Consider the following 19,971-nt stretch of genomic DNA (forward strand, 5'->3'; position numbering starts at 1 on the left):
GTCTAGCCATGCCGCGCGACCCGCATCGGAATGCGACGTCCTGGGGCCACGGCATCCGTGCGCATAGACTCGACAGACCCGCTCGACCTTTCTTCCGGTGCCAAAGGAGTTGCCGTGATCCAGTTCGACCTCCCCGCCGTCGTCGCCGCAGACCCGGATGCCAACGCATCCGACCTGCTCGCCGACCGTGTGCGTTCGACGCCCGACCGCCCCCTGTTCGCCATCCCCCACGCCGACGGATGGCGCGACATCACCGCCGCCGAGTTCGAGCGAGAAGTCGTCAAGCTCGCCAAGGGCTTCGTCGCCGCCGGCATCCAGCCGGGCGAGAAGGTGGGCTTCATCGCCCGCACCACCTACGACTGGACGCTGGTCGACTTCGCCCTCTTCTACGCCGGCGCCGTGATGGTGCCCGTGTACGAGACGAGCTCGCCGTCGCAGATCTCGTGGATCCTGTCGGACTCGGGCGCCATTGCCGTCGTCGTCGAGTCGGCCGACCACACCGCGCGCCTCGACGAGGTCCGCAGCGACCTCCCCCTCGTCCGCGAGGTCTGGGCCATGCACGAGGGCGCTCTCGACACCCTCGTCGCGAACGGCACGCACATCACCGACGAAGAGATCGAGCGCCGTCGTCACCTGGCCAAGGCCTCCGACATCGCGACGCTCATCTACACCTCGGGCTCCACCGGCCGCCCCAAGGGCTGCGTGCTGGTGCACAGCAACTTCGTCGAGCTCGCACGTAACTCCGCGAAGGCGCTGCACGAGGTCGTCGAGACCCCCGGCGCCTCGACGCTGCTGTTCATCACGACGGCGCACGTCTTCGCCCGCTTCATCTCGCTGCTCAACGTGCACGCGGGCGTGAAGACCGGCCACCAGCCCGACACCAAGCAGCTCCTGCCCGCGCTCGGCACGTTCCAGCCGACGTTCCTGCTGGCCGTGCCGCGCGTGTTCGAGAAGGTCTACAACTCCGCCGAGCAGAAGGCCGAGGCCGGCGGCAAGGGCAAGATCTTCCGCGCCGCCGCCGACACCGCGATCGAGCACTCGCGGCGCCTGCAGGACGGCAAGAAGATCTCGCTGGCGCTCAAGGTCAAGTTCGCCCTGTTCGACAAGCTCGTCTACTCGAAGCTGCGCGAGGCCATGGGCGGCCGCGTCGTCTACGCCGTGTCGGGCTCGGCCCCGCTCGGCCCGCGCCTGGGGCACTTCTTCCGCAGCCTCGGCGTCGTGATCCTCGAGGGCTACGGCCTGACCGAGACGACGGCCCCGGCCACGGTCAACCTCGCCACGAAGTCGAAGATCGGCACGGTCGGTCCGGTGCTCCCCGGCGTCGGGGTGCGCCTGGCCGACGACGGCGAGATCCAGGTGCGCGGCATCAACGTCTTCCGCGAGTACTGGCAGAATCCGGATGCCACGGCGGAGGCCTTCGACGGCGAGTGGTTCAAGACGGGCGACATCGGCGCCTTCGACAGCGACGGCTTCCTCGCGATCACCGGTCGCAAGAAGGAGATCATCGTGACCGCCGGCGGCAAGAACGTCGCCCCCGCCGCTCTCGAAGACCCCATCCGCGCGAACCCGATCGTGGGCCAGGTCGTGGTGGTCGGCGACCACAAGCCGTTCATCGCCGCCCTCGTCACCCTCGACCCCGAGATGCTGCCCACGTGGCTGGCCAACAACGGCCTGCCCGCCGACATGACGCTCGAGCAGGCAGCACAGAACGAGAAGGTGCGCGCCGAGGTGCAGGGCGCGATCGACCGGGCCAACACGCGCGTCTCGCGCGCGGAGTCGATCCGCAAGTTCACGATCCTGCCGACCGAGTGGACCGAGGCCAGCGGCCACCTCACCCCGAAGATGAGCATCAAGCGCAACGTCATCACGTCGGACTTCGCCGACGACATCGAGGACATCTACGCCGTCCCGGTCAACACCACCAACGTCTCGCTGCCCTGACGCGCGCGACGATGACGGCCCGGTCCCCCCGAGGGGCCGGGCCGTTTCGTTCTCGAGCGCACAGCCTCAGCGATCCGCACGACGTCAGTCCGGAACGAGGCACAATCACCGAGGTTGCGCGAATCGCGGAGGTTGTGTGCGCCCCGGGACACCGTCACCGATCGCACGCCCTCGGCGATCTGCACAACCTCGGCTCGGAAGGGTCGAAACCGACGGAGGTTGCGCGAATCGCGGAGGAAATGCGCGAGCGGAGACACACGAAGGGCCCGGATGCCGGCATCCGGGCCCTTCCGCAGAGATCAGGTCAGAACCAGTCGCTCTCGCGCACCTGGCGCATCGCCTCGCGGCGCGTCTCGGCGGGGAGCCGCGAAAGGTAGAGCATGCCGTCGAGGTGGTCGGTCTCGTGCTGGAGGGCCTGAGCGAGCAGCCCCTCCCCCTCGAGCACGACCTCTTCGCCGTCGAGGTCGATGCCGACGACCTTGGCCCACGGGTAGCGGATCGCGTTGTGCCACAGGCCGGGCACCGACAGGCAGCCCTCCCCCACGGCCTCGGGTTCACCGCGGGTCTCGATCAGCACGGGGTTCAGCACGTAGCCGATGTCGCCGTCGATGTTGTAGCTGAAGGCGCGCAGTCCCACGCCGATCTGCGGGGCGGCGACGCCCGCGCGGCCCGGCAGCTCCACGGTGTCGAGCAGGTCTTGGACCAGGGCGCGGATGCCGTCGTCGATCGTCTCGATGGGCGCACTCGTGGCGCGCAGGACGGGGTCGCCGAACAGGCGGATCGGGCGGACGGTCATGCGGCGGACACCGGGGCGCGCAGACCCTCCACCACGGCGGCGGCGAGCTCGCGCGCGGCCTGACGAGTCGAGGGCTGCAGGTCGCGGAAGGCGATGGCGCTTCCCGCGGCGATGCGCGCGTCGTACGGCATGCGGATCACGGTGCGCACCCGCGAGCGGAAGTGCGCCTCGAGCTCGCTCTCGCGCACCAGCGGCGTGCCGGGGCGCGAGTTGTTGAGCACGACGATCGCGTCGCGCACGCGCGCGGCGTAGCCGTTGGTCTCGAGCCAGGTCAGCGTCTCGGAGGCCAGTCGCGCCTCGTCGACCGACAGACCCGCGACGATCACGAGAGTGTCGGCGAGCTCGAGGGTCGCCCCCATCACGGAGTGCACGATGCCGGTGCCCGTGTCGGTCAGCACGATCGAGTAGTAGTGCGCGGCGACGTCGGCGACCTGGCGGTAGTCGTCGTCGCTGAACGCCTCCGACACCCGGGGATCGGCATCGGATGCCAGCACGTCGAGCCGCGTCGCGTCACGCGCGACGATCGCCGAGACGTCGTTGAACCCGACCATCTCGTCGTGCGCGCGCACCAGGTCGCGCACGGTGCGGCCGTTGGGCCGACCGACGCGATCGGCCAGCGTGCCGCGGTCGGGGTTCGCGTCGACGGCGATGATGCGGTCGTCGCGGGCGTCGGCGAGAGCCATGCCGAGCAGCGACGTGACGGTCGTCTTGCCGACGCCGCCCTTGCGCGAGAGCACGGGCACGAAGCGCGCGCCGCCGGTCAACGGGGTCGAGATGCGGCGGTCGAGGTCTTTGCGCTGGCGCGCGCGACGACCGTCGCCGAGGTTGACCCGGCCTCCGGTCGCCGAGTAGACCAGCTGCTGCCAGGCGCCCTCGGGCTCGGGCCGCGCGATCTGACGCGGGTCGAGCAGGCGGTCGGCGGTCAGCAGGTCGGAGCTCTCGCGGGCATCGTCGATCTGCCCGATGCGCTTCGAGGTGAGCGTCACCTCGGGCGTCTGCGTGCGCACGCGTTCCATGGCGTGGGCGCGGTCGACGCGCGCGGCCTCGTCGGATCCGCGGGTGGGGTCGTCGGCCTGCTGGGCGCTGCGGCGCGTCAGGGGCACGGTGCCGATGACACCCGTCGCCGCCCGCTCGCGACGCGTCGTCACGGGGCCCGTCGAGGCGGGGGCCGTCGGGACGGAGCCCGTCGGGGCGGTTCCGGTCGAAACCGGACCGGTCGAGGCGGCCGCGCGGGGGCCGGCGGCCGCGGCGACCGAGGCGGCGACGACCGAGGCCGCGACGCTCGGCGGGGCGACGGGACCGGTGGCGGGGGCTGTGGCCTCGTCCGACGCGCTCGGGGCTGCAGGTGCGGCGGGTGACGCCGCGGCCGGAAGCTCGGCGTCACTCGAGCCCGCGTCGGCGGGCTCTTCGACGGCGGGCTCGGCGCCGACAGGCTCGTCGACGTTGGGCTCGACCACGGCAGGTCCGTCGACGGCAGGGGTTTCAACGGCGGGTTCTTCGACGGCGGGCTCATCGAGCGCCGGCTCGTCGGAAGACGCCTCGTTGACGATGACGTCCTCCACCGCCGGCTCATCGGCGATCGGCTCGTCAGCAATCGGCTCGTCAGCGGCCTGCTCGTCGGCGACCGGCTCCTCGACGAGCATGTCCCCGACGAACGTGTCCCCGACGAACGTGTCGTCGGTGATCGACTCCTCAGCGGCAGGCTCGTCGGAAGACGATTCCGAAGAAGCGGTGAAATTACCCTCCACCTCGTGGAAGTCACCCGCCTCGAGCTCGTCCTCCGGGGAGGAAGCCTCTGCCTCCGCGTCCGCGGCGACAGGCTCCTCAGCGTCGCCGGCGTCGGCGTCGTCCTCCTCGACGGCGGTCTCGTCCGAGGGCTCGGCCACCTCGACGGCCGCGTCCTCCTCCGCGACGAACGACTCGCCCTCGGCATCGTCATGCGGGGCGGCGTGGTCGGCGTCGCCCTCCACGCCCTCGTGCCCGGCGTCATCGCCCACGATCGTCTCGTCCGACGCGGCATCCGTCTCGTCCGACTGCTCGGGGATCCACGGCGCGTGCGTGAGCGCCTCGTCGGCGGGCTCGGCGGCATCCGCTTCGAAGAGCTCGACGTCGTCGACGACCTCGGCGTCGTGCAGGTCGTCGGCGCGAGCGTCGTGCGAGAAGCCTTCGTGCTCGGGCTCGTCGACCAGCTCCGCCTCGTGCACGTCATCGTGCGTCACCGTGTCGGCGTCGCCCTCGGTCGACGAGGACTCCTCGCCGTCGTGGGGCTCGAGGATGATGTCGCCGGTGTCGAGCTGCTCGACCTCACGGTGGTCGGTCTCGTCGTCGTGCGGCTCGTAGACGTCGTGGGAGGTGATCAACGCGGGCAGGTCGACGTCGCCGACCGGGATCTCGTCCTCGATGACGTCGTCATCGAGATCATCGTCGTCAGCGGCCATCGGCAGGTCGACACTGACCTGTGCGATGTGTCCGCCGAGGATGGTGATGCTGGCAGTGTCGAGATTGCCGCCGTCGTCGAGAACGCCGTGCTCGGCGCTCTCGTCGTGGTTCGCATCGGTGCGGTCGGGGGTCACTGCAGTCTCCAAACGGGAAGAGGGCGCGAAAGCGCCCCCTCCCAGGCTACTGCGCTTGGCGGATTACCAGCAAAAGATCTCCTGCTTCCACCTGTTGTGTGGTACCGATCGCGACCCGCTCGACCACTCCCTCGACGGGGGCGGTGATGCCCGCCTCCATCTTCATGGCCTCGATCGAGGCGACGGCCTGACCGGCTGCGACGCGGTCGCCGACAGCGGCCTTCATCGTCACGACGCCCGAGAACGGCGCCGCCACCTGACCGGGCTTCGAGGTGTCGGCCTTCTCGGCCTGACGCGCCTCGACGTCGATCGACCGGTCGCGCACGAACACCGGACGCAGCTGACCGTTCAAGGTCGTCATGACCGTGCGCATGCCCTTGTCGTCGGCGTCGCCGACGGCTTCGAGGCCCACGAACAGCTGCACGCCGCGCTCGATCTCGACGGTGTGCTCGCCGCCGGCCTGCAGGCCGTAGAGGTAGTCGGCCGTGTCGAGCACGCTGAGATCGCCGAAGGTCGCGCGGGTCTCGAGGAAGGTGCGCGTGGGCCCCGGGAACAGCAGGGTGTTGAGGCGGGCGCGGCGCTCGGCCGACTCCCCCGCCAGCGCGGCGGCGTCGTCGTCGGTCAACGGGGTGACGCCGATCTTGGCCTCGCGTCCTGCGAGCACCTTCGAGCGGAACGGCTCCGGCCAGCCGCCCGGCAGGTCGCCGAGCTCTCCCGCCATGAACGACACGACCGAGTCGGGCACGTCGTACTTCTCGGGGTTCCGCTCGAAGTCGGCGGGGTCGGCCTTCACCGCGGCGAGGTGCAGCGCGAGGTCGCCCACCACCTTCGACGACGGCGTGACCTTGGGCACCCGGCCCAGGATGCGGTCGGCCGCGGCGTACATGTCCTCGATGAGCTCGAAGTCGTCGGCGAGGCCCAGCGCGATCGCCTGCTGCCGCAGGTTCGACAGCTGTCCGCCCGGGATCTCGTGACGGTACACGCGCCCCGTCGGACCGGCGAGTCCCGACTCGAACGGGCGGTACAGGTGGCGCACGGCCTCCCAGTACGGCTCGAGATCGCTCACGGCGCCGAGATCGAGGCCCGTGTCGCGATCGGTGTGCGCGAGCGCGGCGACGAGCGCCGACAGCGACGGCTGGCTCGTGGTTCCCGCCATGGGCGCCGACGCCGCGTCGACGGCATCCGCCCCCGCCGCCGAAGCGGCCAGCAGCGTCGCGAGCTGCCCGCCCGCGGTGTCGTGGGTGTGGACGTGCACCGGCAGGTCGAAGCGCTCGCGCAGCGCCGTCACGAGCTTCGCGGCGGCGGCCGGACGCAGCAGGCCCGCCATGTCTTTGATCGCGAGGACGTGGGCGCCCGCGTCGACGATCTGCTCGGCCAGGCCCAGGTAGTAGTCGAGCGTGTAGAGCTTCTCGGCCGGGTCGAGCAGGTCTCCGGTGTAGCAGACCGCGACCTCGGCGACCGCGGTGCCGGTGGCCAGCACGGCGTCGATCGCGGGGCGCATCTGCGACACGTCGTTGAGCGCGTCGAACATGCGGAAGATATCGACTCCGGATGCCGCGGCCTCGGCCACGAACGCATCGGTGACCTCCGTGGGGTACGGGGTGTACCCGACGGTGTTGCGCCCGCGCAGCAGCATCTGGATCGCGACGTTCGGAAGGGCCTGGCGCAGCGCGTCGAGGCGCTCCCACGGGTCTTCGCCGAGGAAGCGCAGGGCGACGTCGTAGGTCGCCCCACCCCACGCCTCGACCGACAGCAGCTGCGGCGTCATGCGCGCGACGTACGGGGCGACCCGCACGAGGTCGCGCGTGCGCACGCGCGTGGCCAGCAATGACTGGTGGGCGTCGCGGAAGGTGGTCTCGGTGACGGCGAGGGCCGTCTGCTCGCGCAGGGCGCGGGCGAAGCCGACCGGGCCGAGCTCCTGCAGGCGCTGGCGCGAGCCCGCCGGAGCGGCATCCGCGAGATCGACGCGCGGGAGCTTGGCGGCGGGGTCGATCGACAGCGGGTTCTCGCCGTTCGGGCGGTTGACCGTGGTGTCGACGAGCCACGACAGGATCTTCGTGCCGCGGTCCTTCGACTCGCGCCCCTTCAGCAGCTCGGGACGCTCGTCGATGAACGACGTACTCAGGTCGCCCGCGACGAACGCCGGGTCGTCGAGCACGGCCTGCAGGAAGGGGATGTTCGTCGAGACGCCGCGGATGCGGAACTCCGCCAGGGCACGGCGGGCGCGGGCGACCGCGGCCGGGAAGTCGCGGCCGCGGCACGACAGCTTCGACAGCATGGAGTCGAAGTGCGGGCTGACCTGCGAGCCCGCGGCGGTCGTGCCGCCGTCGAGGCGGATGCCGGCGCCACCGGGCGAGCGATACGTGGTGATCTTGCCCGTGTCGGGGCGGAAGCCCTGCGTGGGGTCTTCGGTGGTGATGCGGCACTGCAGCGCCGCACCGCGCAGGTGGATGTCGTCCTGCTGCAGGTGCAGCTCGGCGAGGGTCGCGCCCGCGGCGATGCGCATCTGCGACTGCACGAGGTCGACGTCGGTGACCTCCTCGGTCACGGTGTGCTCGACCTGGATGCGGGGGTTCATTTCGATGAAGACGACTTCGCCCGTGCGGGGGCCGGCGGTCTCGAGAAGGAACTCGACGGTTCCGGCGTTCTGGTAGCCGATCGAGCGGGCGAAGGCCACGGCGTAGCGGTGCAGGTCCTGCCGCACGGCGTCGTCGAGGTTCGGCGCGGGCGCGATCTCGATGACCTTCTGGTGGCGACGCTGTACCGAGCAGTCGCGCTCGAACAGGTGCACGGTCTCGCCCGCGGCATCCGCGAGAATCTGCACCTCGACGTGACGCGGGCGCTGCACGGCCTGCTCGAGGAACATGCGGGGGTCGCCGAACGCGCTCTGCGCCTCGCGCATGGCCTCGGCCAGGGCCGGGGCGAGCTCGCCCTTCGACTCCACGCGGCGCATTCCGCGCCCGCCACCGCCGGCGACGGCCTTGGCGAAGATCGGGAAGCCGATCTCGTCGGCCTGCGCGAGCAGCTCGTCGATGTCGGCGGAGGCCGGCGTCGAGCGCAGTACCGGCACTCCGGCCGAGATCGCGTGCTCCTTGGCCGTCACCTTGTTGCCCGCCATGGCGAGCACCTCGGCGGGCGGCCCGATGAAGGTGATGCCGTGGGCGGCGGCCTTCTCGGCGAGCTCCGGGTTCTCGGAGAGGAAGCCGTAGCCCGGGTAGATGGCATCCGCCCCGCACTCACGAGCCACGCGGATGATCTCGTCGACGTCGAGGTAGGCGCGCACGGGGTGTCCCCGCTCGCCGATCTGGTACGCCTCGTCCGCCTTCAGACGGTGCAGCGAGGCGCGATCTTCGTACGGGTAGACCGCGACGGTGCGCGCTCCGACCTCGTAGGCGGCACGGAACGCGCGAATCGCGATCTCTCCGCGATTCGCGACCAGGATTTTGGAGAACATGCGCACCTCACGTCAAGCTGGCGGAGCTGAATGTGCTCACAGCCTAGGGGACGGTAACGTGGACTCTCGTGCACGTACTCTCCGTCAGCTCTCTCAAAGGCGGGGTCGGCAAGACGACCGTGACACTCGGGCTGGCTTCCGCAGCCTTCGCACGTGGCGTTCGCACTCTCGTCGTCGACCTCGACCCTCAGTCCGACGTGTCGACCGGGATGGACATCCAGGTCGCCGGTCGCCTCAACATCGCCGATGTGCTGGCGAACCCGAAAGAGAAGGTCGTCCGACAGGCGATCACCTCGAGCGGGTGGGCCAAGGTGCATCCCGGCACCATCGACGTGCTGATCGGCAGCCCGTCGGCCATCAACTTCGACGGGCCGCACCCCAGCGTGCGCGACGTATGGAAGCTCGAGGAAGCCCTCGCGACCATCGAGAGCGAGTACGACCTCGTGCTCATCGACTGCGCCCCCTCGCTCAACGCCCTCACGCGCACCGCGTGGGCCGCGAGCGACCGCGTCGTGGTCGTCACCGAGCCCGGCCTGTTCTCCGTCGCCGCTGCCGACCGCGCTCTGCGCGCGATCGAGGAGATCCGCCGCGGTCTCTCGCCGCGCCTGCAGCCCCTCGGCGTCGTGGTCAACCGCGTGCGCCCGCAGTCGATCGAGCACCAGTTCCGCATCAAAGAACTGCGCGACATGTTCGGCCCGCTCGTGCTCAACCCGCAGCTGCCCGAGCGCACCTCGCTCCAGCAGGCGCAGGGTGCCGCCAAGCCGCTGCACGTGTGGCCCGGCGACTCCGCGCAGGAACTCGCGGCCGACTTCGACGCGCTTCTCGACCGGATCGTGCGCACCGGCCGCATCCCGGTCGAGTCCGAGGCCCCGCAGGCCTGATCCTTTCAACGAAGACGCCGTCCCGCTGCCTCGCAGCCGGGCGGCGTCTCTCGTTCGCGCCCGGGACCCTGGCACGGACTCAGGCCCCTGAGCCTGTCAAAGGGTCCGGGACCCGCGTCCGCAAAAATACAGGCCCCTGAGCCTGTCAAAGGGCCCGGGACCCGCCGCGGACGAACCCAGGTCCCCGAGCCTGCCGAAGGGCCCGGGACCCGCCGCGGACGAACCCAGGTCCCCGAGCTTGTCGAAGGGCCCGGGACCCGCCGCGGACGAACCCAGGTCCCTGAGCTTGTCGAAGGGCCCGGGACCCGCGTCGGACGCGTCATCCGCGCGAACCCAGGTCCCTGAGCTTGTCGAAGGGCCCGGGACCCGCCGCGGCACCGGTGGCTTCGACAAGCTCAGCTACCTCGAGCTCCACAAAGCAGAATCCCGGATGCCATGGCATCCGGGATCTCGAAGATGAAACGCGTCAGGCGGTGCGGGCGGCCCGGCGGGCGGCGAGCTCGTCGACGGCGTCGGGCGTCGCCTTCTCGAAGTCGACGAGCGTGGATTCGACCTCGCGCAGCACCTTGCCGACGGCGATGCCGAAGACGCCCTGACCGCGGCTGACGAGGTCGATGACCTCGTCGTTCGAGGTGCACAGGTAGACCGAGGCGCCATCGCTCATGAGGGTCGTTCCGGCGAGGTCGCGGATGCCCGCGGCACGCAGCTGGTCGACCGCGGTGCGGATCTGCTGCAGCGAGATACCGGTGTCGAGCAGGCGCTTGACGAGCTTGAGCACGAGGATGTCGCGGAAGCCGTAGAGACGCTGCGACCCGGAGCCGCTCGCACCGCGGACCGTCGGGACGACGAGTTCGGTGCGGGCCCAGTAGTCGAGCTGGCGGTACGTGATCCCGGCGGCGCGAGCGGCGACCGCACCGCGGTAACCGGTGTCGTCGTCCATCTCGGGCAGACCGTCGGTGAAGAGGAGGTCGGTGGCGAACCGGGGTTCGCCGACTGCGTCGCCAGCGTTCATGCTCGCGCCCTCCTCATCTGTCGTTTCCTCCACGCTAGATCAGCGAGGGTCCCCCGGCAATGACATCCGCTCCGAGGGCCGCGGCGTGTCGCACTCAGGACAGGATCCGCTCCAGCGCCTCGCGCACGAACATGCCGCGGACCTCGTCGAGACGCGCCGCGAGCTCGGGAGCGAGCTCGTTCGCCTTCGCGCGCGACGAGGCGTCGGGGCGCCGCAGCAGGGCCGACAGAGCCGATTCGACGAGCGAGACCTCGCGCTCCGCACTCTGGCGCAGGGCGCGCACGTGACGCGGCTCGATGCCGTGGCGATCCAACGCCACGAGCGAGCGCAGCAGCGTCACCGTCTGCTCGGGATACGTGTCGGATGCCGTGATGACGCCGGTGCTGATCGCGTCGTTGAGCAGCTGCGGAGCGGAACCCGCGGCCGCCAGCAGCTCGTCGCGGCGGTAGCGGCGCGGCGTGTTCGTCATCGACGGGATCGACGTCGGCGGAGCGGGATTGCGGCCCGCGTCGAGCTCGGCGAGGTAGTCGCGGATCACGACGAGCGGCAGGTAGTGGTCGCGCTGCAGCGTGAGCGCCATGCGCAGGCGCTCGAGATCGGCGGGCGAGAACTTGCGGTAGCCCGACTCGGTGCGCGTGGGCGTGACGATGCCCTGCACCTCGAGGAAGCGCAGCTTGCTCGAGGTCAACGCCGGGAAGTCGGGGGTGAGGCGGGCGAGCACCTGGCCGATGCTGAGCAGCCCCGCAGCCGCCTGACGACTACGGGAGGGGGCTGCCGGCATCAGCGATCAGCCGCGGGCAGATCGACCGGCGAACCGAAGAAGTTGAGGCGGAACTTGCCGATGCGCACCTCGGAGCCGTTGACGAGCGCCGAACGATCGACCCGCTCGCCGTTGACGTAGCTGCCGTTGAGCGAGCGCTGGTCGACGATCTCGAACGAGGTGCCGGTGCGGGTGATCTCGGCGTGACGACGAGACACGGTCACGTCGTCGAAGAAGAGGTCGGCCTCGGGGTGTCGCCCGACGGTGGTGACGTCGGTGTCGAGCAGGTAGCGGGCGCCGGTCGTCGGGCCGGAGCGGACGATCAGCAACGCGGCGCCGGAGGGCAGTGCGTCGATCGCCTCGAGCTCGGCCTCGCTGAGGTCGGCCCCGAAGGGGACGAACGACAGATCGGCGTCGTGGGTCTGGGTCGTGTCGTGCGCCCGGTCGTTCGCTGCGGCGTCGGCCGCGCGTCGGATGTCGTCGCGCTCGAATCGGCTGGTCTCGTCCACGGCTTCTCCTTCTGTTTCACCATAACCGATCGGTCGACGAGGGGGAGGTCGACCGATCTCGAGCGGGCCATGGCGATGCGTGTTTACGTCTCGATCCGTCGACACCGACACCGCGGTTCGGGCCGCGGAGACGACCGACGAGACACTCGAACCTATCGACCCGGGCGGGGCCGTGTCGAGTCCGCTTCACCCCGACACGCCCACGATCGCGAAAGCGCTCCCGAATCGGGGGCCGCGCATCGGCCGCAGCCCGCTCCCAGGCCCGGTGTCGGAGGTCGTCAGTAGGGTCGAGGAGTGACCTCTTCTCCCACCCCGCACCGCCGGGCCCGCCTGCCCCGCTGGACCGCCGCGCTGGCCGCCGGTCTGCTCGCCGCAGCCGCTCTGCTCGTGCCGGCTCTGCCCGCCGCCGCGCACGACGAGTTGGTCTCCACCGACCCCTCCGCCGACGCCGTGCTCGACGCCCTTCCCGCGCAGATCACCTTCACCTTCAGCGCCGACGTCCTCACCGACGCCGGGGCGACGGTCGTCGAGGTGAAGGACGCATCGGGGGCCTCGCTGGCCGATGGCGCGCCCGAGGTCTCGGGCACCACGGTCACGCAGTCGCTGGCGGGCGCGGCATCCGGAGCGGTCAGCGTCGTCTGGCGCGTCGTGTCGAGCGACGGCCACCCCATCAGCGGCGATTTCGCCTTCACGGTGCCGGCCGCAGCCCCCACCCCCTCGGCGACTCCCACGACGACCACCCCCACGGCGAGCCCGACCCCGTCTGCGACGTCCGCGCCGAGCGCCGATCCGACCTCGAGCGCGACCGCGGCGCCGGTCGACGAGGCTTCCGCACCCTCTCCCCTGCCCTGGATCCTGCTCGCGGTGATCCTCGTGATCGTGGCCGGGGTGCTGGTCTACGTCTTCGCCTCCCGCAGCGGCCGCAAGACCGCCGGTGGCGGCACCGCCGGGCGATAGGCTGGAACCATGCCTCATTACGATCTGGTCATTCTTGGTGCGGGTCCCGGCGGGTACGTCGCCGCCGTCCGCGGCGCACAGCTCGGACTGTCGGTCGCGATCGTCGAAGAGAAGTACTGGGGCGGTGTGTGCCTCAACGTGGGCTGCATCCCCTCCAAGGCCCTCCTGCGCAACGCCGACCTCGCGCACACGTTCCACGCGAAGGCCGACCTGTTCGGCATCTCGGGTGACGTCACCTTCGACTTCGGCAAGGCGTTCGACCGCTCGCGCAGCGTCGCCGCCGGCCACGTCAAGGGCATCCACTACCTGATGAAGAAGAACAAGGTCACCGAGTACGAGGGCCGCGGCTTCTTCGCCGACGACCACACGATCGACGTGACCAAGACAGACGGCTCCAAGGAGCAGGTCACGTTCGACAACGTCATCATCGCCACGGGTTCGACCGTGCGCCTCCTCCCCGGCGTCACCCTGTCGGAGAACGTCGTCACCTACGAGGAGCAGATCCTCACCCGCGAGCTCCCCGAGTCGATCGTCATCGTCGGCGCCGGCGCCATCGGCATGGAGTTCGCGTACGTCATGACGAACTACGGCGTGAAGGTCACGATCATCGAGTTCCTCGACCGTGCACTGCCGAACGAAGACGCCGAGGTCTCGAAGGAGATCCAGAAGCAGTACAAGGGCTACGGCGTCGACATCCTCACCTCGACCAAGGTCGAGTCGGTCACCGACCACGGCGACAAGGTCACCGTCGCCTACACGGCGAAGGACGGCTCGCAGAGCTCGATCGACGCCGACCGCGTGCTCATGTCGATCGGCTTCGCCCCCAAGGTCGACGGCTTCGGCCTCGAGAACACCGGCGTCAAGCTGACCGAGCGCGGCGCCATCGAGATCGACGACCACATGCGCACCAACGTGCCGCACATCTACTCGATCGGCGACGTCACCGCCAAGCTGCAGCTGGCCCACGTGGCCGAAGCGCAGGGCGTCGTGGCCGCCGAGACCATCGCCGGCGCCGAGACGCAGACGCTGGGCGACTACCGCAACATGCCCCGCGCCACCTTCTGCAACCCGCAGGTCGCCTCGTTCGGCCTCACCGAGCAGCAGGCGCGCGACGCCGGTCACGACATCAAGGTCGCGAAGTTCCCCTTCTCGGCCAACGGCAAGGCCAACGGCCTCGGCGAGCCCGTCGGCTTCGTCAAGCTCGTCGCCGACGCCGAGACGCTCGAGCTCATCGGCGGCCACCTCATCGGCCCCGACGTGTCGGAGCTGCTGCCCGAGCTGACCCTCGCGCAGAAGTGGGACCTCACCGCTCTCGAGGCCGCACGCAACGTGCACACCCACCCGACGCTGTCGGAAGGCCTGCAGGAGGCCTTCCACGGCCTCACCGGCCACATGATCAACCTCTGATCAGCTGATCGACGAAAGGCCCGCCCGGTTCGCCCGGGCGGGCCTTTCGTGATCTCGAGGGTCTGGGCTGCGGCCGTGACGTCGTTCGCGGCGCGAGGAACACCGCGAGACTGCATCTCGCTGACAACTCTGCGTCACGCTGCAACGAACTCGTCAGCGAGATGCAGTCTCGGCGTCAGGAGCGACCGCGAGAGCGAACCCGGGGGCTCACGCGCGGGCTCAGTGCCCCAGAGCGCCGGCTCACGCGCGGGCTCAGTGCCCCAGAGCGCGGCCGAGCTTCGATCCGGATGCCGCGGGGCGGCCCCCGGCGGCGGCCACGGCCGCGTCGACCGCGGCGAAGAACTTCGCGCGCCCGGCATCGTCGGAGGGGCCGGCGGGGCCGAGCTCCACCTCCCACTCGCGCCAGGACGAGTCGACACCGCGTCGCTCGTCACGGGCCTGCACCCGGTCGTCGACGAACTCCGCGACGAGGGCGCCCTCGGCATCCGTCAACGCGTACGCGGTGCGCTGGTTGCGCACGCGCGCGAGCGGGAGGAACGGCGGTCGCGCCCACGCGGAGACGGCTTTTTGGATCTCAGCCGGAACGACGGGATCGGCGTCGTCGTCGGCCACCTCGCCGAGCGGCCACTGGGTCTCGCGTCGCCCACCGCCCTCGCGGGGGCCCTTCACGTGCCAGCCCTCGTCGGGCCCGCCGCGACGGCGGCGCACCGCGATGCCCTTGCGGGACAGATCGTGGTGCGCCGTGTCGACGTAGCGGGCGTCGAGGTCGCGCGGTTCGGGCTCCCCGACACTCACCACACCCGGCAGCGCCGACCAATCGGGAAGGGGCGTGTCGTCATCGACGTCGTACTTCGACTCGATCTCGACGTTCGAGGCCCCGGATGCCGAGCCGCCCGAGGGGCCTGCGCTCAATCGTCGCGTCCGTCGGCGTCGGGGTTGATGTCTTCGGTCTCTTCGGCGAACACGAAGACCGCCTGCGTGGGGCCGTCGGAGTCGCCCGTGTTCTCGAGACCGCCGTCGCGGCGGTAGACGAGCTGACCCTCGCTGTAGGGCATGATCAGCGTGTCGTCGGACTCGTTGTCGAGGGGAAGGACCTGCCCGTCGAGCGGGCCTCCGGAAAGTCGTGCGATAGCCATGACCTCAGCGTAGACGGCGCCCTCCGTGCGGGCCGGTGACTTGACAGGGCTCGCCTAGAATCGCTCGGGTGACGACGACCGACCTGCCCGGAGATCGCCCGTTCGTCCTGCTGGCCACGCGCGCGGAGGACCGCCCGGCCGACGAGGAGTATGCGCTCTTCCTGCGGTATACGGGCCTCCCACCCGAACGGCTGCGCCGCATCCGTCTCGAACGCGATGCCCTCCCCGCGCTCGATCTCGACGAGGTGTCGGGCATCCTCGTCGGCGGAAGCCCCTTCAACGCATCCGACCCGTTCGAGCGCAAGTCGGCGGTGCAGCGCCGGGTCGAGGCCGAGATGGCCGCCCTGGTCGACGAGGTGGTCGCTCGCGACCTGCCGTTCTTGGGCGCGTGCTACGGCGTCGGCACTCTCGGGACGCACCTCGGAGCCCCCATCGACGGCACCTTCGCCGAACCCATCAGCGTCGTCGACGTGACCCTCACCGAGGCGGGGCGCGCCGATCCGCTCGCCGCGGGCCTGCCCTCGACCTTCTCCGCCTTCGTCGGCCACAAAGAGGCGATCAGCGCCCTCCCGCCCGAGGCGGTGTTGCTGGGGTCGTCGCCGACGTGCCCGGTGCAGATGTTCCGTCTCGGATCCCATGTGTACGCGACGCAGTTCCACCCCGAGCTCGACGTCGACGGCATCGTCACGCGTATCCACGCCTACGCGGAGTACGGCTACTTCGCCTCCGACGAGCTCGACCTCACCCTCTCGGCAGTGCGCCGCGCCCCCGTGACGGAACCGTCGCGGATGCTGCGCACGTTCGTCGAGCGCTACGCCCGCTGACCTCGGCAGCTCGGCGCTGACCTCAGCGCACGCGCACCGTCGAGCGTGCGAGCACGATCGGCGCGGTGACCGCGGGGTGCGCGAGCCGCAGGTACGGCTCGAGCCCGAGGTCGACCAGGTGCACGCTCCCCGCCAGCTCGGGACCGCGCCCGCGCACGAGGCCGGCCTTGACCGCGCCGAAGGTGACGGTGACATCGGCGGCGAGCACGGCGGCATCCGCCGTCCCGTCATCGGGGTCGAGGCCGCTGGGCAGATCGACGGCGACGATGCGGGGACGAGCGTCGAGCGCGAGGATCTTCTCGACGAGCGCACGGGCGCTGCCACGCAGCCGCCGGTCGGCGAGACGGCCGATGCCGAGGATCCCGTCGACCACGACGCGGTAGTCGGCGATCCGCGCGCACGCGTCGGTTCCCGAGCACTCGCGCACACCCGCGGCGACAGCCGCGTCGAGCGCCGCGCGATGCACGCGGTCGCGCACGAGCACGACGTCGACCGAGGCTCCCGCGCGGGCCAGCTCGGCCGCGGCGTACAGGGCGTCTCCGCCGTTGTCGCCCGCGCCCGCGAGGACGAGCACCGGCCCCGGATGGGCCGCGAGCTCGTCGGAGACCACGTCGGCCAGAGCCGCCGCGGCGCGGCGCATCAAGGGCACGCCCTGCTCGAGCAGCGGCTTCTCGGCGGCGCGCACGGCGTCGGCGGTATAGGCCGGTGTGCGCTCGGCCGCGAGCGGGGCCGCGCGCTCAGACATGCGACTTCGCCTCCGCAGCGCTCTCGCGCTCGGCGGCGGCGGGATCGCTCTTCGCGAGCGTCTCGCGCTCCTTCTTCTCGGCCTCGCGCGCCGCGTCGAGCTCACCGGTCGCCGCGCGCACGGCCTTCTCGGCCCGGCGCACGCGGAACTGGATGAGGGTCGACGCACCGTACTTCGCGCGGACGCGGTCGAGATCCTCCTCGGTGGCCACTGTGATGTAGGCCCCGGCGATGAGGATCACCTGGCTCGACAGGTTGAGCCACAGCAGCAACGCGATGAGCGAGGCGAACGTCGCCAGGAGGGGGTTGCTGGTGGCGCCGCCGACGAACAGTCCCGACAGCTGCTGCAGGACGACCAGCCCGACACCGCCCAGGAGGGCTCCGCGCAGGAGCGTGCTGCGACGCGTCTTCACGCCCGACAGTGCCGCGAAGGCCACGGCCACCGCGGCGGTGTCGAGCACCAGCACGACCGCGGTCGAGAGCAGCCACGTCAGCACCGCCGAGACCCAGGAGTCGGCGGAGATCCCCAGCAGCTCGCGCACGAAGGTGAGCCCCGCGGTGGCGAGGAAGGTCACGATCGCCGCACCCACCAGCGCGACGCCGATGCCGAGCGCGACGAGGAGGTTGCGCACGATCACGAGGATCGGCAGCGTGTCGTCGGTGGTCACCCCGGCGATCTGCCGGAACGCCGAACGCAGCGACCCGATGGCGCCGATGGCGGCACCCAGCAGACCGAGGATCGCGATGATCCCGGCGATCGTGAATTCGGGTGCCTTGATTCCGTCGAGCTGGAGCAGCCCGTTGGGGCCCACGAGACCCGGCACGACGCTGTTGACGGAACGCTCGAGGGCGGCGATCCCGTCGGGGTTGCCGGCGAGCCACACGGTCGCGAACGAGAAGCCCAGCAGCACCGCGGCGAAGAGGCTGAAGAGGGTGCGGTAGGTGACGCTGTCGGCCAGCATCGGACCACGCGCTCCCGAGTAGACGAGGAAGGCGCGCACGAGGCGGAGCGACAGAGCCCACGCCGTGACGCGACGGATGAGGTCGGCCATGGGGTCAGGGTATCCGCGCGAGACGCCTCGCACCGCGGGGCTTGACCGATCCGGGGCGGCGCGACAGTCTGCGCCGCCTCTCACAGCGCCGCCCGCGCCAGCGACCACCCCGCCCCGAGCACCAGGACGGGCCCGAAGGCCACCTCGGCCCGGCGCCCTGCCGCCGCCCACGCCGCGATGCCCGCTGCGGCTCCGCCCGCGAAGGCGACGAAGAGGGCGGATGCCACGGCGCCCGGGCCGAACCAGCCCAGCGTCGCGCCGACGAGGGCGGCGAGCTTGACGTCTCCCCCGCCGAACGCCGCGGGGCGGGCGAGGTGCAGCACGAGACAGACGCCGAAGGCGGCGAGCGCTCCCCCGGCCACCGCGACCGCCCGGCCGGGTTGTCCGAGCACGCCCGCGGCGACCGCCATCAGCGTGAGCACCGCGATCGTCGCGGGGAGGACGACGACGTCGGGGATCCGATGGGTGCGCGCGTCGATCGCGGCGAGCACGACACCGGCCACGCCGAAGACCGACAGCGCGAGCAGGAGTGCCACCGGCATCCGGGGTCAGGCGTCGAGCACGAACAGACCGACGCGCACGATCGCCCCCGGATCGATGCCCTCGGCCTCGCGCACCGCACGCTTGAGCGGCAGCACGTACATGTCACTCGCCTGCGGGAAGATCGACGTGCGCCAGGTCGTCGCCCCGATGGTCGCGTCGACGCGCACTCCCCCGAAGCCCCGGCGGAAGGTCTGCGCCTCGCGGATCTCCTCGCTCAGCTCGGGCGGTACGGCCACGAAGTACCAGTCGCTGTCGGAGCGGGCCTCCCACCGGAACACGTCGCCCTCGAAGTCGACGATCACGACACTGCCCTCGGCATCCGGAACCTCCTCGGTGATGTGGCGGTCACGTTACCCGGGTGCTCCGACACCCGTGCGCGTCGTCCCCCTGGGGAGAAGCCGCGACACCGCGATGTCGACCGCGACGGCGACCGCCACCGCGCACACGTAGACGACGAGGTCGCGTGCATCGAAGCCGGTGCCCAGCAGCAGCGCCACCGGCGGCACGCGCTCGGCCAGCGCGAGCGGCACCCCGGTCAACTGCAGCAGTTCGACGCCCACGCACCACACGGCCGCGGCTCCGGCGAGCGCGAGGCGCGGAGCGCGCGGGAAGAGCAGGACGAGTCCGGTGAAGGCGGCCACCGCGTACAGCGCGTCGCCCGCGACGTCGGTCGCCGTCGACCCGGGCAGAGCCTTGTGCACGAGCAGCCCCGCGGCGATGACGGCGGCGAGCGCGACGAGGGCCGCGAGACGACGCCGCCTCACGCGAGGATCCCCGCCGCCCGCGCAGGTTCGGCGTAGGCGCGGGCGAGGGAGTCGACGGTGTCGTGGGCGTTGAGCCCGCTCGGATTCGGCAGCACCCAGGTCGGCACCCCGGCGATCGCCTCGTCCTGTCGCCCCGCCGCGGCCTTGGGGCGGCCGAAGCCCTGCCGGTACGCGGTGAGGCCGACCACGGCGACGGCGCGAGGGCTCCACGCGGCGACCCGGTCGACGAGAGCTGCGGCACCCTCGCGCAGTTCGTCGCGCGACAGCTCGTCGGCGCGGGCCGTCGCGCGGGCCACGAGATTGCTCACCCCCACCCCCGCGTCGAAGATCAGCCGGCGGTCGTCGTCGCCGAGCGGCTCGGAGTACGCCGGCAGGCGCGGGAGGATGCCCGCCTTCACCAGCGCGGGCCAGAACCGGTTTCCGGGTCGCGCGAAGGGGGTGCCGGTGGCCGCGGTCCACAGGCCGGGGTTGATGCCGACGAACAGCAGGCGGACGCCCGGCTCGACGAGGTCGGGCCGCGTGGCATCCCGGAACGACTCGAGCTCGGCGCGCGTATATCCCATGAGACCACTATGACCACTACCTCGGGACGACCCTGGGCGTCTGCCAGGATCGGAG

The 19,971-nt window shown here is 71.1% G+C and carries 19 protein-coding genes; 5 read left to right on the forward strand and 14 right to left on the reverse strand.

Going from position 1 to position 19,971, the window contains the following annotated elements; genetic code table 11:
• Positions 1 to 114 precede the first annotated feature (114 nt).
• Positions 115 to 1,941: an AMP-dependent synthetase/ligase gene (locus RWH43_RS16415; protein ID WP_316001977.1), complete on the forward strand. Its 1,827-nt coding sequence runs from the start codon at positions 115 to 117 to the stop codon at positions 1,939 to 1,941.
• Positions 1,942 to 2,245: 304 nt separating this feature from the next.
• On the opposite strand, the gene def is transcribed toward RWH43_RS16415, so the two are convergent.
• Genes def through RWH43_RS16430 form a run of 3 tightly spaced genes read right to left on the reverse strand, consistent with a single transcriptional unit; the run spans position 2,246 to position 8,764 of the window.
• Positions 2,246 to 2,737 carry a peptide deformylase gene (gene def / locus RWH43_RS16420; protein ID WP_316001978.1) on the reverse strand — a complete coding sequence of 164 codons (492 nt, stop codon included), beginning with the start codon at positions 2,735 to 2,737 and terminating at the stop codon, positions 2,246 to 2,248.
• Complete coding sequence (locus RWH43_RS16425; protein WP_316001979.1) at positions 2,734 to 5,310, reverse strand: MinD/ParA family ATP-binding protein; 2,577 nt, start codon at positions 5,308 to 5,310, stop codon at positions 2,734 to 2,736. The genes def and RWH43_RS16425 overlap by 4 nt, the downstream gene beginning before the upstream one ends.
• Positions 5,311 to 5,356: 46 nt before the next feature.
• On the reverse strand, positions 5,357 to 8,764 hold the full coding sequence (locus tag RWH43_RS16430) for a pyruvate carboxylase (RefSeq protein WP_316001980.1): 3,408 nt from the start codon (positions 8,762 to 8,764) through the stop codon (positions 5,357 to 5,359).
• Between the two features lie 68 nt (positions 8,765 to 8,832).
• Here RWH43_RS16430 and RWH43_RS16435 point away from each other — a divergent pair, with 68 nt between their 5' ends.
• A complete protein-coding gene (locus RWH43_RS16435; RefSeq protein ID WP_144781970.1) occupies positions 8,833 to 9,645 on the forward strand; it encodes a ParA family protein in 813 nt (270 codons plus the stop codon).
• A gap of 466 nt (positions 9,646 to 10,111) precedes the next feature.
• On the opposite strand, the gene RWH43_RS16440 is transcribed toward RWH43_RS16435, so the two are convergent.
• The 3 genes from RWH43_RS16440 to RWH43_RS16450 all read right to left on the reverse strand — a co-directional run bounded on the left by RWH43_RS16440 (position 10,112) and on the right by RWH43_RS16450 (position 11,926).
• Positions 10,112 to 10,657, reverse strand: coding sequence for a MerR family transcriptional regulator (locus RWH43_RS16440; RefSeq protein WP_136587758.1), 546 nt, complete (start codon positions 10,655 to 10,657; stop codon positions 10,112 to 10,114).
• A 94-nt stretch (positions 10,658 to 10,751) separates the two neighbouring features.
• Positions 10,752 to 11,438 (reverse strand): transcriptional regulator FtsR, encoded by a 687-nt coding sequence (gene ftsR, locus RWH43_RS16445; protein WP_144828021.1) that lies wholly within the window; start codon positions 11,436 to 11,438, stop codon positions 10,752 to 10,754.
• Positions 11,438 to 11,926, reverse strand: a complete 489-nt coding sequence (locus RWH43_RS16450; RefSeq protein WP_144828024.1) for an FHA domain-containing protein — start codon at positions 11,924 to 11,926, stop codon at positions 11,438 to 11,440. The genes ftsR and RWH43_RS16450 overlap by 1 nt, the downstream gene beginning before the upstream one ends.
• Before the next feature lie 294 nt (positions 11,927 to 12,220).
• Here RWH43_RS16450 and RWH43_RS16455 point away from each other — a divergent pair, with 294 nt between their 5' ends.
• The gene (locus RWH43_RS16455) at positions 12,221 to 12,883 is read left to right on the forward strand and encodes a copper resistance CopC family protein (protein ID WP_316001981.1); all 663 of its coding nucleotides are present in this window, start codon (positions 12,221 to 12,223) and stop codon (positions 12,881 to 12,883) included.
• Between the two features lie 9 nt (positions 12,884 to 12,892).
• Positions 12,893 to 14,290 (forward strand): dihydrolipoyl dehydrogenase, encoded by a 1,398-nt coding sequence (gene lpdA, locus RWH43_RS16460; protein ID WP_144828027.1) that lies wholly within the window; start codon positions 12,893 to 12,895, stop codon positions 14,288 to 14,290.
• Between the two features lie 252 nt (positions 14,291 to 14,542).
• Here the strand turns inward: lpdA and RWH43_RS16465 are convergent, their stop codons facing one another.
• Complete coding sequence (locus RWH43_RS16465) at positions 14,543 to 15,202, reverse strand: CYTH domain-containing protein (protein WP_316001982.1); 660 nt, start codon at positions 15,200 to 15,202, stop codon at positions 14,543 to 14,545.
• Positions 15,199 to 15,426, reverse strand: a complete 228-nt coding sequence (locus RWH43_RS16470) for a response regulator (protein ID WP_144828034.1) — start codon at positions 15,424 to 15,426, stop codon at positions 15,199 to 15,201. Before RWH43_RS16470 ends, RWH43_RS16465 begins: the two co-directional genes overlap by 4 nt.
• A gap of 68 nt (positions 15,427 to 15,494) precedes the next feature.
• Between RWH43_RS16470 and RWH43_RS16475 the strand changes: the two genes are divergently transcribed.
• The gene (locus RWH43_RS16475; RefSeq protein WP_144828037.1) at positions 15,495 to 16,250 is read left to right on the forward strand and encodes a glutamine amidotransferase; all 756 of its coding nucleotides are present in this window, start codon (positions 15,495 to 15,497) and stop codon (positions 16,248 to 16,250) included.
• A 22-nt stretch (positions 16,251 to 16,272) separates the two neighbouring features.
• On the opposite strand, the gene RWH43_RS16480 is transcribed toward RWH43_RS16475, so the two are convergent.
• The 6 genes from RWH43_RS16480 to RWH43_RS16505 all read right to left on the reverse strand — a co-directional run bounded on the left by RWH43_RS16480 (position 16,273) and on the right by RWH43_RS16505 (position 19,916).
• Complete coding sequence (locus tag RWH43_RS16480; RefSeq protein WP_316001983.1) at positions 16,273 to 16,995, reverse strand: NAD(P)H-hydrate epimerase; 723 nt, start codon at positions 16,993 to 16,995, stop codon at positions 16,273 to 16,275.
• Complete coding sequence (locus tag RWH43_RS16485; protein WP_230704445.1) at positions 16,988 to 18,046, reverse strand: YhjD/YihY/BrkB family envelope integrity protein; 1,059 nt, start codon at positions 18,044 to 18,046, stop codon at positions 16,988 to 16,990. The genes RWH43_RS16480 and RWH43_RS16485 overlap by 8 nt, the downstream gene beginning before the upstream one ends.
• 80 nt (positions 18,047 to 18,126) lie before the next feature.
• Positions 18,127 to 18,582: a prepilin peptidase gene (locus RWH43_RS16490; RefSeq protein WP_316001984.1), complete on the reverse strand. Its 456-nt coding sequence runs from the start codon at positions 18,580 to 18,582 to the stop codon at positions 18,127 to 18,129.
• A gap of 12 nt (positions 18,583 to 18,594) precedes the next feature.
• Positions 18,595 to 18,891, reverse strand: coding sequence for a DUF1905 domain-containing protein (locus tag RWH43_RS16495; protein ID WP_144828049.1), 297 nt, complete (start codon positions 18,889 to 18,891; stop codon positions 18,595 to 18,597).
• Positions 18,892 to 18,939: 48 nt separating this feature from the next.
• Positions 18,940 to 19,353: a ribosomal maturation YjgA family protein gene (locus RWH43_RS16500; RefSeq protein ID WP_316001985.1), complete on the reverse strand. Its 414-nt coding sequence runs from the start codon at positions 19,351 to 19,353 to the stop codon at positions 18,940 to 18,942.
• A complete protein-coding gene (locus RWH43_RS16505; RefSeq protein ID WP_154095865.1) occupies positions 19,350 to 19,916 on the reverse strand; it encodes a mismatch-specific DNA-glycosylase in 567 nt (188 codons plus the stop codon). The genes RWH43_RS16500 and RWH43_RS16505 overlap by 4 nt, the downstream gene beginning before the upstream one ends.
• Positions 19,917 to 19,971: the final 55 nt, after the last annotated feature.

The sequence above is a fragment of the Microbacterium algihabitans genome (genome assembly GCF_032464975.1).
In the GTDB taxonomy this organism is placed as follows: Bacteria; Actinomycetota; Actinomycetes; order Actinomycetales; family Microbacteriaceae; genus Microbacterium; species Microbacterium algihabitans.

Coding starts and splice junctions, on each gene's coding strand:
- ftsR (WP_144828021.1), bottom strand. CDS start 11,438: ATGCCGGCAGCCCCCTCCCGTAGTCGTCAGGCGGCTGCGGGGCTGCTC.
- RWH43_RS16480 (WP_316001983.1), bottom strand. CDS start 16,995: ATGTCTGAGCGCGCGGCCCCGCTCGCGGCCGAGCGCACACCGGCCTAT.
- RWH43_RS16440 (WP_136587758.1), bottom strand. CDS start 10,657: ATGAACGCTGGCGACGCAGTCGGCGAACCCCGGTTCGCCACCGACCTC.
- RWH43_RS16470 (WP_144828034.1), bottom strand. CDS start 15,426: ATGGCTATCGCACGACTTTCCGGAGGCCCGCTCGACGGGCAGGTCCTT.
- RWH43_RS16505 (WP_154095865.1), bottom strand. CDS start 19,916: ATGGGATATACGCGCGCCGAGCTCGAGTCGTTCCGGGATGCCACGCGG.
- RWH43_RS16485 (WP_230704445.1), bottom strand. CDS start 18,046: ATGGCCGACCTCATCCGTCGCGTCACGGCGTGGGCTCTGTCGCTCCGC.
- RWH43_RS16430 (WP_316001980.1), bottom strand. CDS start 8,764: ATGTTCTCCAAAATCCTGGTCGCGAATCGCGGAGAGATCGCGATTCGC.
- def (WP_316001978.1), bottom strand. CDS start 2,737: ATGACCGTCCGCCCGATCCGCCTGTTCGGCGACCCCGTCCTGCGCGCC.
- lpdA (WP_144828027.1), top strand. CDS start 12,893: ATGCCTCATTACGATCTGGTCATTCTTGGTGCGGGTCCCGGCGGGTAC.